Annotated in this window: 10 protein-coding genes and 1 pseudogene; 4 read left to right on the forward strand and 7 right to left on the reverse strand. The window is 68.1% G+C overall.

Features of this window, described 5'->3' with window-relative positions; translation table 11 throughout:
• Positions 1 to 25 precede the first annotated feature (25 nt).
• On the reverse strand, positions 26 to 2,098 hold the full coding sequence (locus HOP52_RS04010) for a sensor domain-containing diguanylate cyclase (RefSeq protein WP_238975988.1): 2,073 nt from the start codon (positions 2,096 to 2,098) through the stop codon (positions 26 to 28).
• Between the two features lie 170 nt (positions 2,099 to 2,268).
• Between HOP52_RS04010 and HOP52_RS04015 the strand changes: the two genes are divergently transcribed.
• Positions 2,269 to 2,865, forward strand: coding sequence for a biliverdin-producing heme oxygenase (locus HOP52_RS04015; protein WP_238975989.1), 597 nt, complete (start codon positions 2,269 to 2,271; stop codon positions 2,863 to 2,865).
• A 152-nt stretch (positions 2,866 to 3,017) separates the two neighbouring features.
• Here the strand turns inward: HOP52_RS04015 and acnB are convergent, their stop codons facing one another.
• Positions 3,018 to 5,621: a bifunctional aconitate hydratase 2/2-methylisocitrate dehydratase gene (gene acnB, locus HOP52_RS04020; RefSeq protein ID WP_238975990.1), complete on the reverse strand. Its 2,604-nt coding sequence runs from the start codon at positions 5,619 to 5,621 to the stop codon at positions 3,018 to 3,020.
• A gap of 266 nt (positions 5,622 to 5,887) precedes the next feature.
• Here acnB and HOP52_RS04025 point away from each other — a divergent pair.
• The 3 genes and pseudogenes from HOP52_RS04025 to HOP52_RS04035 form a co-directional block, all read left to right on the forward strand.
• Positions 5,888 to 6,031, forward strand: a pseudogene (locus HOP52_RS04025) (DUF1289 domain-containing protein); the annotation flags it as partial.
• Between the two features lie 387 nt (positions 6,032 to 6,418).
• On the forward strand, positions 6,419 to 7,003 hold the full coding sequence (locus tag HOP52_RS04030; protein ID WP_422677688.1) for a MiaE family protein: 585 nt from the start codon (positions 6,419 to 6,421) through the stop codon (positions 7,001 to 7,003).
• Positions 7,004 to 7,032: 29 nt separating this feature from the next.
• Complete coding sequence (locus HOP52_RS04035; RefSeq protein WP_238975991.1) at positions 7,033 to 10,950, forward strand: ATP-binding protein; 3,918 nt, start codon at positions 7,033 to 7,035, stop codon at positions 10,948 to 10,950.
• 96 nt (positions 10,951 to 11,046) lie between these two features.
• Here HOP52_RS04035 and HOP52_RS04040 read toward each other — a convergent pair whose 3' ends face one another.
• The 5 genes from HOP52_RS04040 to HOP52_RS04060 all read right to left on the reverse strand — a co-directional run bounded on the left by HOP52_RS04040 (position 11,047) and on the right by HOP52_RS04060 (position 14,486).
• On the reverse strand, positions 11,047 to 11,313 hold the full coding sequence (locus HOP52_RS04040; protein WP_238975992.1) for a YkgJ family cysteine cluster protein: 267 nt from the start codon (positions 11,311 to 11,313) through the stop codon (positions 11,047 to 11,049).
• The gene (locus HOP52_RS04045) at positions 11,310 to 12,155 is read right to left on the reverse strand and encodes a 6-carboxytetrahydropterin synthase (RefSeq protein ID WP_238975993.1); all 846 of its coding nucleotides are present in this window, start codon (positions 12,153 to 12,155) and stop codon (positions 11,310 to 11,312) included. The genes HOP52_RS04040 and HOP52_RS04045 overlap by 4 nt, the downstream gene beginning before the upstream one ends.
• Positions 12,155 to 12,799 carry a 7-carboxy-7-deazaguanine synthase gene (queE, locus tag HOP52_RS04050; protein WP_238975994.1) on the reverse strand — a complete coding sequence of 215 codons (645 nt, stop codon included), beginning with the start codon at positions 12,797 to 12,799 and terminating at the stop codon, positions 12,155 to 12,157. Before queE ends, HOP52_RS04045 begins: the two co-directional genes overlap by 1 nt.
• Positions 12,799 to 13,509: a 7-cyano-7-deazaguanine synthase QueC gene (gene queC / locus HOP52_RS04055; protein WP_238975995.1), complete on the reverse strand. Its 711-nt coding sequence runs from the start codon at positions 13,507 to 13,509 to the stop codon at positions 12,799 to 12,801. Before queC ends, queE begins: the two co-directional genes overlap by 1 nt.
• A 155-nt stretch (positions 13,510 to 13,664) precedes the next feature.
• Entirely contained in the window at positions 13,665 to 14,486 is an 822-nt protein-coding gene (locus tag HOP52_RS04060) for an IclR family transcriptional regulator (protein ID WP_238975996.1), read from the reverse strand.
• Positions 14,487 to 14,514 lie beyond the last annotated feature (28 nt).

The following is a 14,514-nucleotide window of genomic DNA, read 5'->3' on the forward strand; positions in this document are numbered from 1 at the left end:
GGGAAAGACGGCTTTGGTGGGTGATTCAGTCGCTGTAGCGCACGCAATTCCGCCCGGCCTGTTTGGCCTGGTACATGGCGTCGTCGGCGCGCTTGACCAGTGTCTTGGGGGTGTCGCCCTGGCGGAAATCGGCAATGCCGATGCTGATGGTCACCGGGCTGGCCTGGCCGAAATCGGTCCCGGCGATACTGCTGCGCAGCCGCTCGGCAAGCTCCCGGGCACCGTCGGCGTCGGTGGAGGTGGCCAGTACCAGGAACTCCTCGCCGCCCCAGCGTCCCAGGTGATCGCTTTCCCGCAGGTTGTCTCTCACCACGGCGGCGAGCCTGGCCAGTACCTGGTCGCCGATATCGTGGCCATGCCGGTCGTTGACCACCTTGAAGTGATCCACGTCGAACAGCAGCAGGGCGCAGGGGCGATGATAGCGCTCTGCGGCAGCGATCTCGGCATCGATGGCCTCCTCGCTGCCGTAGCGGTTCCAGGCCCCGGTCAGGTTGTCATGAGTGGCCATCTTTGCCAGGCGGTCGTTGACCTGGCGAAGGCGGGCATTGAGTAGCTGGATCTCGTGGCTGGCAATCAGGGTCGCCAGGTTGTCGGCCAGCTCTACCGCGGCGCGGCGCGTGATGCGTCGCCATACCCGGCTTTGATCGTGAACCGCCTCCTGCCATTCGGCGAAGGAGCGGCGTGGCGTCAACACCAGGCGGGCATTGCGGTATTCAGCCTGGTCGCAGGGCTCGCCGGCCCAGCGTCGCGTATCGACCTGCTCATCGCGAAACAGCAGCAGCCAGCTCGGCGACTGGGAGTCCAGCGGCAGCGGCACGGCCAGCAGGCCACAGCTCTGGCCCCGCCACGGTCCCAGGGGCGTCTCCTTGAGGCAGTGGCTGTGCCACAGGCTTGCCTCAGGTGACGACTGGGGCAGCCAGTCGATGACCGCCTCGATGTCGCTTGCCTCGGGTACGCTGCCGCAGCGCCCATGGCGCTGGCGATGGTAGAGCGCGATGCCGTCGGCCCCGAACAGCGACAGCCACGTCTCGCCGTGCTGCTGGAGCAGCTGGGCGGGATTGATCAGCTGGCCATGAGGCTCCGCCTGCAGCCCATGGGGTAGCTTGACTTCGCCCATCAGGCGGGCTTCGGCCTTGGTGTGCAGCAGCATCAGCTGGGGCACGGCGATCTGGACCAGGGCGCGCACCGTGTCGCGCACTCCGGGGGAGAGTCGCTGTGGCGTCAGGCCGTGGCAGGTCAGCAGACCGCCCAGGCGCTCTTCGTCATCGTGGAGCGCCACCGACAGGGCCGTTGCCACGCCCATGTTGCTCAGGTAGGTCTGATGAATGGGGGATACCGCGCGTAGTATGCCCGGCGACAGGTCCAGCGGTGCCGGGTCGAGGGGGTCTGCTGCGGGGATCAGCGGCACCGGCGCTGCCGCCGCATCGGGGATGCTGCGCAGGCGGTTGATGTCATAGAGCCGGCGCACCTGGGCCGGAATGTCGCTGGCGGGGAAGTGGTGGCCAAGGAAACTCTGGGCGGTCCCGGTACGGCTTTCGGCAACGACGCTGCCGTTCCAGTACTCGTCGAAGCGGTAGAGCATGATGCGATCGAGACCGGTCAGCCGGTGCACTTCCTCCACCAGTCGCTGGTGAAGTTGCTCAACGGATGACGCTTCGCCCGCGGTGATCAGCCAGCGGTTCAGCACCGCCAGCAGGTGATGCTCGTTCTGGGCGAGCAGGGGCTCGAGCTCCACCACCACGCGCTGCCCGCTGCGATAGGCAATCACATGAAAGCGCCGTCGCCAGCGACCGACGCCCAGGTTGACGGTCAGCTCGCGGGTCTGGGGGCCAGGCGCGAGAAGCGCCTGCTGCAGGCGTTCGATCAATGGGCCGCCCAGAAGCCTGCGGGCCGATGCGGTCAGCGCCTGCTCGGGCGCCACATCGAGGTAGGTTTCAAGGTTGGCGCTGACCTGCCGCACCCGGCCTAGTTCGGCGTCCAGGCTGATCAGACAGCCGACCGGCTGAATGGCGCCAGGACTATGCACCGGCTCCCTGGCGCAGGCGTCCAGGGCGGCATCGAGTTCGGCTTTGCTGAAGCGTTTGGATGGGCCGTTCACGGTATCGGTAGCCTTGTGTCAGCGTGCCTGATGACAGCTAGTCGTACATTACCAGAACGCAACCGTCGTGGCGCGTCCCTGACCGCCTCGAACGCTTTCGATATCGCGTGTCGGTGGTCGGGCGGGTAAGCTTGGTGGCGAATCCAGAGAGCGGCCAGGGAGGAACGCACGTGTCCAAGCCCGTTGAGCCTGTCGACACCCCGTCGGTGGTCCGCCAGCTGCGGCTGGCAACGCGTCAGGCACACCGGCGGCTCGATCATCATCCGCTGCTGCAACAGCTGGTGCGAGACGATGTCAGCCGGCCGGACTACGCGGCCGCGCTCTCCGCCCTCTATGTGCCCCATGTGCAGCTGGAGCGCTGCGTGGCGTCGGGGAGTGCGGCCCTGGGGCTCAACCGGGGCGACGATGCTCCGTCCCCCCGGCGGCTGGACGCGCTGGGGCGAGACCTGGATGCGCTGGGCAGGTCGGTGCCCCGGGTGTCGCGGCCGGCCTGGCCGGTGGCGGCGACGCCGGCCGCGCTGGTGGGTCAGCGCTACGTCCTCGACGGGTCGCGTCTGGGCGGAACGTTCATTGCCGGTCGCCTCGCCACGGCGCTGGGGACCACGCTTCCGCTGGCCTACTTCTCGGCCTGCGACGCTGAGCGGCACTGGGCACGTTTTCTGGCCTTTGCCGAGCGACACTGTCCGCCTGAGGGCGTCGACAGGGCAGTGGCAGCGGCGCAGGCGGCTTTCGCGAACTACCTCGCCGCGCTCGATGCCGAGGACTGAGGGGCAGGAAGCGCGGCAGGAGGGAGAGCGGCAGGATACAAAAAAAGCGCCCCTTGCGGGGCGCTTTGGTCATCGGCTCAGGCCGCCGGAGCCGGCGGCCGTCGATGTTGCGAGCATCGGAGTCGAAATCGGATTCCGGGAGCGAAAGCCTATCAGCTTTCCTCGGCGATCGGAATCACATTCGAGGCGGCGTTCTGATACTCCTCGATCTCGTGGAAGTTCATGTAGCGGTAGATCTCGCCGGCCATGGCATCGAACTCGCCCATGTAGCGCTGGTACTCCTCGACGCTTGGCAGGCGACCTTCCACCGCGGCCACCGCCGCCAGCTCCGCGGAGGCGAGGTAGACGTTGGCGCCATCGCCCAGGCGGTTCGGGAAGTTGCGGGTGGAGGTGGAGACCACGGTGCTCTTGGCGGCGACACGGGCCTGGTTACCCATGCACAGCGAGCAGCCCGGCATCTCCATGCGCGCCCCAGCGCGGCCATAGATGCCGTAGTAGCCCTCTTCGGTCAGCTGGTGCTGGTCCATCTTGGTCGGCGGCGCCAGCCACAGGCGGGTCTTCAGGCTGCCGGCCGGCTGCTTCTCGAGCAGCTTGCCCGCGGCGCGGAAGTGACCGATGTTGGTCATGCACGAGCCGATGAACACCTCGTCGATGGTCTCGCCGGCCACCTCGGAGAGCAGGCGGGCGTCGTCCGGATCGTTCGGGGCGCACAGCACCGGCTCCTTGAGCTCCTCGAGGTCGATCTCGATGACCTCGGCGTACTCGGCGTCCTTGTCGGCGCGCATCAGGCTCGGGTTGGCCAGCCACTCCTCCATGCCCTGGATGCGACGCTCGATGGTACGGCGGTCGCCATAGCCGTTGGCGATCATCCACTTGAGCAGGGTGATGTTGGACTTCAGGTACTCGGCGACGCTCTCTTCCCCCAGGGTGATGGTGCAGCCAGCGGCGCTGCGCTCGGCGGAGGCGTCGGAGAGCTCGAAGGCCTGCTCCACGGTGAGGTCCTCGAGGCCCTCGATCTCCAGCACGCGACCGGAGAAGGCGTTCTTCTTGCCGGACTTCTCGACGGTCAGCAGGCCTTCCTTGATGGCGTAGTAGGGGATGGCGTGGACCAGGTCACGCAGGGTCACGCCCGGCTGACGCTTGCCCTTGAAGCGCACCAGCACCGACTCCGGCATGTCCAGCGGCATCACGCCGGTGGCGGCGGCGAAGGCCACCAGGCCCGAGCCGGCCGGGAAGGAGATGCCCAGCGGGAAGCGGGTGTGGGAGTCGCCGCCGGTGCCCACGGTGTCGGGCAGCAGCATGCGGTTGAGCCAGCTATGGATGATGCCGTCGCCCGGACGCAGCGAGACGCCGCCGCGGTTCATGATGAAGTCGGGCAGGGTGTGGTGGGTGTCCACGTCGACCGGCTTCGGGTAGGCGGCGGTGTGGCAGAAGGACTGCATGACCAGGTCGGCCTGGAAGCCCAGGCAGGCCAGGTCCTTGAGCTCGTCGCGGGTCATGGGGCCGGTGGTGTCCTGGGAGCCCACGGTGGCCATCTTGGGCTCACAGTACATGCCCGGGCGTACGCCCTCGAGGCCACACGCCTTGCCGACCATCTTCTGGGCGAGGGTGAAGCCCTTGCCGGTGTCGGCGGGCTGCTCGGGCAGGCGGAAGACGTCGGAGGCGGGCAGGCCCAGGGACTCACGCGCCTTGGTGGTCAGGCCGCGGCCGATGATCAGCGGGATACGCCCGCCGGCACGCACCTCATCAAGGATCAGTTGGGTCTTGAGTTCGAAAGTGGTGAGTACCTCGTCGGTGCCGTGCTTGCACACCTTGCCCTCGTAGGGGTAGACGTCGATGACGTCGCCCATCTCGAGCTTGGAGACGTCCATCTCCACGGGCAGGGCGCCGGAATCTTCCATGGTGTTGAAGAAGATCGGGGCGATCTTGCCGCCGAAGCAGAAGCCGCCGGCGCGCTTGTTGGGCACGTTGGGGATGTCGTCGCCGAAGAACCACAGCACCGAGTTGGTGGCGGACTTGCGTGAGGAGCCGGTGCCGACCACGTCGCCCACGTAGGCGACCGGGAAGCCCTTGGCCTTCACTTCCTCGATCTGCTTCAGCGGGCCGGTGGTGCCGGGCACCTCGGGCTTGATGCCCTCGCGCTCGTTCTTGAGCATGGCGTTGGCGTGCACCGGGATATCGGGGCGCGACCAGGCGTCCGGGGCGGGGGAGAGATCGTCGGTGTTGGTCTCGCCCGGTACCTTGAAGACGGTGAGGGTGATCTTCTCTTCCAGGGCCGGCTTGGACAGGAACCACTCGGCCTCGGCCCAGGACTGGATGACATCCTTGGCCACGGCGTTGCCCGCCTTGGCGCGCTCTTCCACGTCGTGGAAGGCATCGAACATCAGCAGGGTGTGCTTGAGCTGCTCGCCCACTTCCTTGGCGAGCTCGGCATCATCGAGCAGCTCGACCAGGGAGACGATGTTGTAGCCGCCCTGCATGGTGCCCAGCAGCTTGACGGCGTGGACCTTGTCGATCAGCGGGGAGGTGGCCTCGCCCTTGGCGATGGCGGTCAGGAAGCCGGCCTTGACGTAGGCGGCCTCGTCGACCCCCGGGGGAACGCGATTGGTGATCAGGTCGAGGATGAACTCCTCTTCACCGGCGGGCGGATTCTTGAGCAGTTCGACCAGATCGGCGACCTGTTCGGCATTCAGGGGCTTCGGCGGGACGCCCTCGGCGGCGCGTTCTTCGACATGTTGGCGATAGGCTTCAAGCACGTTGGGGGCCCTCATCTGTTGTGGTGGCCAAAACGCCGTATCTGGCGAGGATCGTCGCCGAAATACGCGCTTTGACGGGTGAAACGATCTGGACAAGCAGCGTGTCACTGGGTGGCGTGATTCTACGCCAAACTGTCGACAATGTTAAGCTGAGGCCCGTGGTTGCCGCCTTGAACTTTGGTCGGCGGCGCTGAAATGCGGCGACATGGAGGGTGTGATTGGGCGTCGCGCGCGGTACCATGGCAACCTCGAACGAGAGTATGAATATGTCTGCCAAAATCGTGTCACCCTGTGTGGGGCTCTGCTCCACCGCCCTGGGCGACAGCGTCTGCCGCGGGTGTCAGCGCAGCGAAGCCGAGATCGCCGACTGGCTGGCGCTCGGCGACGGGCCGCGGGCCTCGCGCATGGCCGAGCTCGACGCCCTGCGCGAGGCGGTGGCCGGCGAGTGGCTGGCGGTGACTGACCGCGAGCGGCTGGACGCTCAGCTGGCCCGCCACCGCATCCGGGTGCGTCCCGAACAGCCACCGCTGTCCCGGGCGGTGGAGCTGCTGCGGGTCGGGCGCGAGCGCATCCGTGACCTGGAGCGCTATGGCCTCACGGCCCGGGGGCCGGGGGCAGGCCTGACGGCCGCAGCCCTGCACGCCGGCCTGAGCCAGGCCCTGTTCGCCGCCGCCGAGTCTCGCCGCCAGGCGCTGGCCCAGGTGGCCGACACATCGACGAGCGCTGGAATCGCCATGCATGAAACCCTGCTAACTGCCGAGCCGGACAGCAGCGCCGAGTCGCTGCTGCCTCCCGACATGCTCGATTTCCTGGCCTGTCGCACCCCGGATGCGTGGATCGCCTGGGCGCTGGACAATCCCGAGCTGCTGCTGATCGATCATGCCCAGTGCGAGAAGAAGGCGGCCTCTACCGCCATGAGCCTGCTCTACCGCTATGTGGACCAGCCGCTGCTGCTGTCCAAGATGTCGCAGCTGGCGCGCGAGGAACTGCTGCACTTCGAGCAGGTGGTCAAGCTGATGGAGAACCGCGGTATTCAATACCGGCACCTCAGCGCCGCGCGCTACGCCGAGGGGCTGAGGCGTCACGTGCGGGCTAAAGATCCTGAGCGACTGGTCGATATCCTGATCATCGGCGCTTTCATCGAGGCGCGCAGCTGTGAACGCTTCGCTCGGCTGATTCCGCACCTGGACGCTGAACTTGCCAAGTTCTATCGCAGTCTGGTTAAGTCGGAAGGGCGTCATTACGAGGACTACCTGATGCTGGCTCGGCAGCAGGCGCCGGCCGCCATCGACGACCGGGTCGCCTTCTTCGCCGAGCGCGAGGCCGAGCTGATAGTCACGCCGGACACGGCGTTTCGTTTCCATAGTGGCGTCCCGGCCTGAGGCCGCCGCTAGCCATGCAGGACTCCAACATGCAGGACGCTTGCGACGACGTGCAACACCCTGATTCGGATCAGCTAGCACTGTTCGGCCATTTCTCGCTGACGCTGGGCGATGACGCCCTGACCCAGTTCAGCTATGACAAGGTCAAGGCGCTGCTGGTCTATCTGCTGCTGCACAGCCAGCCGGTCAATCGCGCCAGCCTGGCCGAACTGCTGTGGCCCGACCAGGGGCTCTCATCGGGGCGCACCAACCTGCGTCACGCCTTGCACTGTCTGCGCCAGTCGCTGGGCGAGGAGGCCGAACGGGTGCTGGTGGTGTCGCGCCAGACCATCGCCTTCCGTCTCCCCGAGACCTGGCGCTTCGACCTCCACGAGCTGCAGCGCCTGCTGGAGGGCCCCCACGACGTTGCCACTCTGGAGCGGCTTCTGGAGCGCTATCGCGGTGACCTGGTCGAAGAGCTACAGCTGCCGTCCTGCACCGAGTTCCAGCGCTGGCTGGTCCAGCTGCGCAACGAGTGGCGCCAGCGGGTGATCCGCTTTGCCGAGGGCGTGTTGGAGCGCCATGACGACGTGCCCGACGCCCTCCTGCAGGCGCTGGTCAGCCGTTTCTCCGGATACGGCCCCTTCCACGAGCGGCTGGTGCGCCAGCTCGCCGACGAGGGTCAGTTGGCCGCCGCCCACGAACAGTATAACGCCTATCTGCAGCTGCTGGCGCTGTCCGGCCAGCAGCCCGAGCCGGCCTTCCTGCAGTTGGCCCGCTACTGGTCCGACGGCAAGCCGGATCTGCAGGGGCTCTCCCCCCAGGGGGCTTTCTCCCGCGCCCTGGCCGCCGACAGCACGCCGCTGCGAGAGGACGAGATCGAGCAGCGCCAGCTCTCGGTGATGGCTATTCGCCTGCGCCTCAAGGGCGAGCTTTCCGCTCGCGACGAGACCCGCGCCAGCCTGGCCCTGCAGATCGAGCTGATGCGCTGGCTCGAGCAGCAGTGCCACCACCTGGGCGGTTTCTGGCTGCCCGGCGCCACCGGCGGCCTGGGCCTGGCCTGTTTCGGCACCCACGGCCCTGCCCACCAGCTCGCCGAGCTGGTGGCGCTCTACGAACACTGCCGTCGGGTGCTGCCCGACGAGATCGCCCGCCACTGGAGCGGCGAGGACGAGCCGCCGCGCATCGAGCTGGCCGCCGGCCTCAACAGCGGCCGGGTGGTTTACCTGCCCGAGCGTCAACTGGTCGACCCGCTGGGTCAGGTCACCCAGGGCTCGCTGGAGCTGATGAGCGCCGCCGAGGGCAGCGAGCTGGTGATCTCCCAGGAGGCCAGCCAGCACATGCCGCCGGCGCTGGATCTGCAGCCGCGCCTGGCCTCGCGGCTGGTGGCAAGCGACGGTCGGGTGCGCCTGCGGGCCCTGGTGCTGGGCCACAACGAGGGCGGCCGCGACGCCATGCCGCCCAGCCTGGTGGGGCGCGAATCCGCTCTGCGTACCCTGCGCGACGCTCTGGCCCGGGCCGGCATTGGCCTGCGCCAGAGCGTGCTGGTGCGCGGCGCCTCGGGCATGGGCAAATCGGCGCTGATGGTCGGCTTTCGTCAGCTCGAGCTCAGCCGCGACGCCGCCATCTGCTGGCAGCCGACCACTCGGCTGTCGGTGCTGGAGCCCTATGGCGTGGCGCGTGCCCTGCTGCGCTGGCGGCTGGAAGGGGAGCTCGACGCCGAGGCGCTGACCGGCCTGCTCGCCGAGCATCCGGACATGCCCCTTAGCGACGACCAGCTGGCGCTGCTGGAAGAGGCCCTGGGGGTGCGCGAGTCCCCCGAGGTGACGCGGCTGGCCAAGAGCGGCGAGGCCGCCGAGTTGGTGGTGGCGCTGCTGTGCCGGGTCATCGAGGGCCAGGCCGCCGAGCGCACCCTGGTGCTGATGATCGACGACCTGCAGTGGCTCGACGAGCCCTCCTTCAGGGTGCTGGCCGGTCTCCAGGCGCGGCTGCCCATCAACTGCGCCTTCCTGCTGGTGGCCAGCCATCACGGCCGCGAAGCACTGCCCAGCCGGCTGCACTGGGACCAGCAGCTCACCCTGAGCCACCTGGACGCCATGCAGTCCTCACGGCTGCTCTCCCAGCTGGCGCGTCGCTATCGCCTGCACCTGAGCCCGCGCCTGCGCGGGCAGATCATCGAGCGCTGCGACGGCGTGCCGCTCTACATGCAGGAGATCTGCCGGCGCCTGGAGATGGACCGCCGCGAAGGCCGTAGTGTCCACCTGGACGAACTGCCCCGTGGCCTGCTCGGCCTGCTGGCCAGCCGCATCGACCAGCTCGACGGCGACCGCGAGGTCGCCCATGTGGCGGCGGTGCTGGGGCGTCGCTTCCGGCTCGACTTCCTCACCGAGTGCAGCGGCTGGGAGCTGCCTCGGCTCAACCGCGCCCTGGAGCAGATGCGCCGCCTGGAGATCATCGAGCCGGTGGGCGCCGAGGAGGGCGGTCGCGAGTACCAGTTCAGCCATCAGCTGCTGCAGGAGGCCGCCTATCTCTCCTGCCCCCGCGACGTGCGGGTGCGCATCCATCGCCAGGTGGTCAGTCTCATCGAGGAGCGCTTCCCGATGTGGATCGGCCGCCACCCCGGCGACTTCGCCACTCACCTGAGGCGCAGCGGCCACTACGCCCGCGGCGCCCGCTACTTCGAACTGGCCGCCCGGGAGGCGCTCAAGGTCAGCGCCAACCGCACCGCGCTGAGAATGGCCGACTTCGGTCTGGCCAGCCTGCGCCACGTGGAGGAGCAGGCCGAACGCGAGGTCAGCCTGCTGACCGTGCGCGGCCAGGCCGCCTTCGCCCTGGAGGGCCACGGCTCGCCCACCGCCCACGAGAGCTTCGTGCGCGCCCGCGAACTGCTGGTCACCCTGGAGAGCTGCAGCGGCGAGGAGAGCGACGACCTGGAGCAGGCCTTCCTGGTCAAGTGGGGCCTGTGGGTGGGCTGCAGCCAGCGTCACGCCCACGCCGACGCCTTTTCGCTGGCCGCCCGGCTGGCCGATATCGCCGGCCGGCTCGACGACCCGCGCTACCGGCGACTGGCCGACTACGCCAGGGCCAACTGTGAATACTGGGCGGGGCGGATCAGCCAGGCCTATGAGCACCTCGACGAGATCAACCCGCTCGAGCAGCCGATGACCATCGAGTGGCTGCCGTTCTCCGAGCATCCCCAGGTGGCCGCTGCCTGCTTCCAGGGCTGGGCGCTGTGCCTGCGCGGCGACTACCGTCGCGCCGAGCAGCAGGTGGAATCGGCCATTCGCCTGGCCGAGCGCATCGGCCACCCCGGGTCGCTGGCCATGTCGCTGCTGTTTGCTGCGGCGCTCTACCGTCAGCTGGGCCATGTGCACCTGGCGGCACGCCGCGCCGAGCAGGCGGTGGCGCTGACCGAGACCCCGGACCTGCACCTCTGGCAGGTCTCCGCCCAGGGCGTGCTCGGCTGGCGCCGGGCGCTCTCCGGCGACCGCGGCGGCCTGGAGAAGATCGAAGTGGCCCTCGAGGAGCTCAGCGAGATCACCGGGCGGGATCGCTATCACCGTCCGGCGCTGTGGTACAGCGACGCCTGCGTCGCGCTGGGGGAGCTGGTCACCGCCGAAGACTACCTGGATCAGTGCCTGATGATCGCCCGGGAGCGTAGCACCCTCTTCGTACCCGAGCTGGCCCTGCAGCTGGCCGGGGTGCGACAGCGCCTGGGGCATCCGCGCCACGAGGTGCGGGTGCTGGTGGAGCAGGCGCTGGCGTTTGCCCGCCAGCACGAGAACCGCCACCAGCAGCTGTGTGCCCTGGAGGCCTGGTTGACCCTGGTCGACAGCCACGACGCCTCGGCCCGGGACGTCTTCCGCACCCTGCTCGGCGAGGTGAGCCACAGCGACGCCCCGGTGCTGGTGCGTTGGCACACCCTGCTTGACCGCCGCCTGCCGCGTCCCGCCGATATCGAAGGCTGAGCCGGCTCGCCCTCAGCCAAGACCGCCAACGTCAAGACGGCCGCCCCAGGGGGGCGGCCGTCTTGGCATTCGGGGGAATGGCAGCCGCCGGGCGGCTCAGGTGCTGAGCTCGAGCGCGCTGATGCGGGCCAGCGCCTGATCACGGTGCTCGCCGCACAGCTCGCGGTCGAAGCGGAAGGCCGCGCACACCGCCGGGCGCCGCGGGTCGCCGAACAGGCGGCAGAGATTGGCGTCGTCCAGCTGCACGCAGCGCTCGCCGGCCGGCTTGCCACGTGGCATGCCGGGAATCGGTGAGCTGATCGAGGGCGCGATACAGCAGGCGCCGCAGCCCGGCCGGCAGTCCTTGCTTACAGTGTCGCTCACGGCGCCGCTTCCGCGATGGCGCCCTTGTCGACCCCCTCATAGGCCTGTACCCGTGTGCTGTGCCCGGTGTCGGCGGCGATCCGCTCGGCCAGCCAGCGGGCGATATGCTCGACGGTGGTGGGGGTGGGCAGCGTATGGCAGCGGCTGGCGGGCAGGCGCAGGAAGAAGCTGCCCTGCGCCGAGCGGTAGCGGGTGGTGAGCCGGGGCGGATAGCTCGGCTCCGTTTCCGCGACGATGTCCTGGGCATCCACCAGATAGCTGTCCGCCAGGCGCTCGGCCCACTCGGCTTCCAGCTCCGGACAGCGCTGCCCCTGCTGCCAGATATGCAGGCGCGAACGGTGGCCGTGGGCGATGCGCTGGCAGTTGCCGGCATGCCGGCGCAGCCCGTGGCTGTAGGTATAGGCGGCGCCGTCGATGGCCTCGTCGCGCAGGGTCAGGCGAATCGCCTCGACCCGTTCGGGGGGCTGGCGGGTCAGCGTCTCGCCGAGGTGCTCGCCCAGCCGCTGCGGGGTGATCGCCTCCCAGGGCAGCAGAGTGATGGCCTGGCGCGGCGCACGAATCTCCATGGCGTAGGGCTGGGTAGTGCGCACACAGAGCCCTTCGGGACAGTCACTGACGGTCACGCCGGGCGCCCGGGTGGGAATCAGCAGGGTGTGATCGGCGCCGGCGTCCAGGCGCGACTTGATCCAGGGTTTCACCTCGCCGAAATCGAACAGCATGCCGTCCTCGCCCAGCTCGCCGTCGAGCTCGGCGTCGACCAGCCAGCTGGCGCCGATCAGCCCGCGCTGCGGACACCACAGCGAGACATCGAGCTGGGTCAGGCGGTTGACGAATAGCGTCATCAGTCGATCCCCGCGATCTTGTGGGTCTGCAGCGACAGTCGCCACTGGGGATGGGCCAGGCAGTAGGCCACGGTGTCGGCCATGCGGGCACCGGGCTCGCCCAGCGGGGCGGTGTCCATGGGCTGCAGGAAGAAGTGGTCGAAGTCGAGCCCGGCGAAGCGCGCCGGCGGCGCATCAGCCTGGGGGTAGACCAGCTTCAGCTCGTCGCCGGCGGTGATCGCCAGTTCGCTGGCGCCCTTGGGGCTGACGCACAGCCAGTCGATGCCGGCGGGGGCGGGTAGGGTGCCGTTGGTCTCCACCGCGACCTCGAAACCGCGCGCGTGCATGGCGCGGATCAGCGGCTCGTCGAGCTGCAGCAGCGGTTCGCCGCCGGTGAACACCACATAGGGGGTCGCCACACCGTCCTGGTCGGGCCACAGCGCCGTGAGGTGCTCGGCGAGGGCCTCCGCGCTGGCAAATCGCCCGCCGTTCTGGCCGTCGGTGCCGACGAAATCGGTGTCGCAGAAGGTGCAGGCCGCCGTGGCGCGGTCCTGTTCGCGTCCCGACCAGAGGTTGCAGCCGGTGAAGCGGCAGAAGACGCTGGCGCGCCCCGCCTGGCCGCCTTCCCCCTGCAGGGTGTAGAAGGCCTCCTTGACGTGATACATCAGTGCTCTCCCGGGGTGGGCCGCTTTACATAGCCGATGGGGTCCACGGCACCATTGGCGGCAAAGGCCGCCAGCCGCTCGCGGCAGCTGCCGCAGGTCCCGCAGGCCAGCTCCTCGCCCAGGTAGCAGGTCCAGGTGTTGGCGTAGTCCAGCCCCATGGCCAGGCCCTCGGCGAGGATCTCGGCCTTGCTGGCGCGCAGATAGGGGGCGTGGAGTTCCACGGCCTCGAAGTTGGCGATACCGGCCACGGCGTTCATCGCCTCGACGAACTCGGGGCGACAGTCGGGATAGAGCACGTGGTCGCCGCCGTGGGCGCCGTAGTCGACCCGCCGGGCACCGATGTTCACTGCCTTGGCGATGGCCAGCGACAGCAGAATCATATTGCGATTGGGTACCACGGTGGCGGTGAGGTTCTCCTCGCCGTAGTCGCCCTCGGGCATCGCGCGGCTGGCATCGGTGAGCGCCGAGTTGTCGATCAGCCCATGGATGGCGCGGATATCCACCACCTGATGGGGCACGCCGAGCTCCCGGCACACCTGGGTCGCCACCTCGAGTTCACGGGAATGGCGCTGACCATAGTCGAAGGAGAGGGCGTGGACCTCGAGGCCTTCGCGCAGGGCGCGGTGCAGCACGGTGAAGGAGTCCATGCCGCCGGAATAGATCACCACGGTGGCGCGGCCGGCCGCCGGGTCGGTTGTTGAATCCGTCATGGGGAAACTCTTGTCGGAGAATTTAGATGGCCGGGGTCCGGTCCGGCAGGGGCCATATTCTACTTGACTGCAAAGAGGAGGGGAAATGCTGCTGCGTCGTGTGAAATCATGCAGCGATCCAGTTGCCCCAGGTGATTCACTGACCATTGCAAACGCTAAAGGTCACTCAGCCTACGAGGCTCAAGTTCATTTTTGATGTTCTTGGCAACTGATTTTAGTTTGGGGCCCAGGCTTTCGACCAGCTTGTCTCGGGTGAGTCGCAGGCTGGAGCCACCGCAGTTAATGGCCATCACCTCGGCACCGCCCTCGAGGATAAGCGGCAGCGCCACGGCGCTGACCTCGGGCTGCCAGTCTCCTTCGGAGAGGCAGAAACCATACTCCCTGTAATCGGCCAGGCTCTTTTCAATGCCGGCTTTGATCCTGGTCCAGTCTCCTTTGTGGATCTCTTTGAGTTCCTCCATGACCTGCTGACGTCGCTCGGCGGAAATGCCGCAGAGCCAGGCCCGTCCGATCGCCGACGTCGCCATGGGCAGGCGTGATCCCACCTCGAGTCGCATGATAAGGGGGCCGCTGCCGTGGCAGGTCTCCAGGTACATCATCGAGGTGCGATCGGCGGTGCCCAGGCTGACGTTGCAGTCGGTGGCATCGGCGAGACGCTGCAGATGTGGGCGGGCGATATCGCGAATGCCCATGTTGGCCAGGTAGCGATAGCCGAGTGCCAGCACCCCGGCGCCGAGGCGGTACTTCTCTATGTCGGGGTTGCGCTGCAGGTAGCCGAGCTGGGTCAGGGTGTAGGTAAGCCGCGACACCGTGGGCCGCGGGATACCGGTGCGGCTGGAGAGGTCTGCATTGCCCAGGTACTCCTCGCCGGCGCCGAAGGCGCGCAGCAGTTCCAGGCCGCGAGCCAGGGCAGTGACGAAGTTGCGGTCCTTGCTGGCCTGTTCCGGCTCGTCTTCACGGGGAATCGTCTGTGTCATCGGCAGCCATCCTGAGCTAAGCATTTCG

It is taken from the genome of Billgrantia campisalis (assembly GCF_022341425.1).
Lineage (GTDB): Bacteria > Pseudomonadota > Gammaproteobacteria > Pseudomonadales > Halomonadaceae > Halomonas > Halomonas campisalis.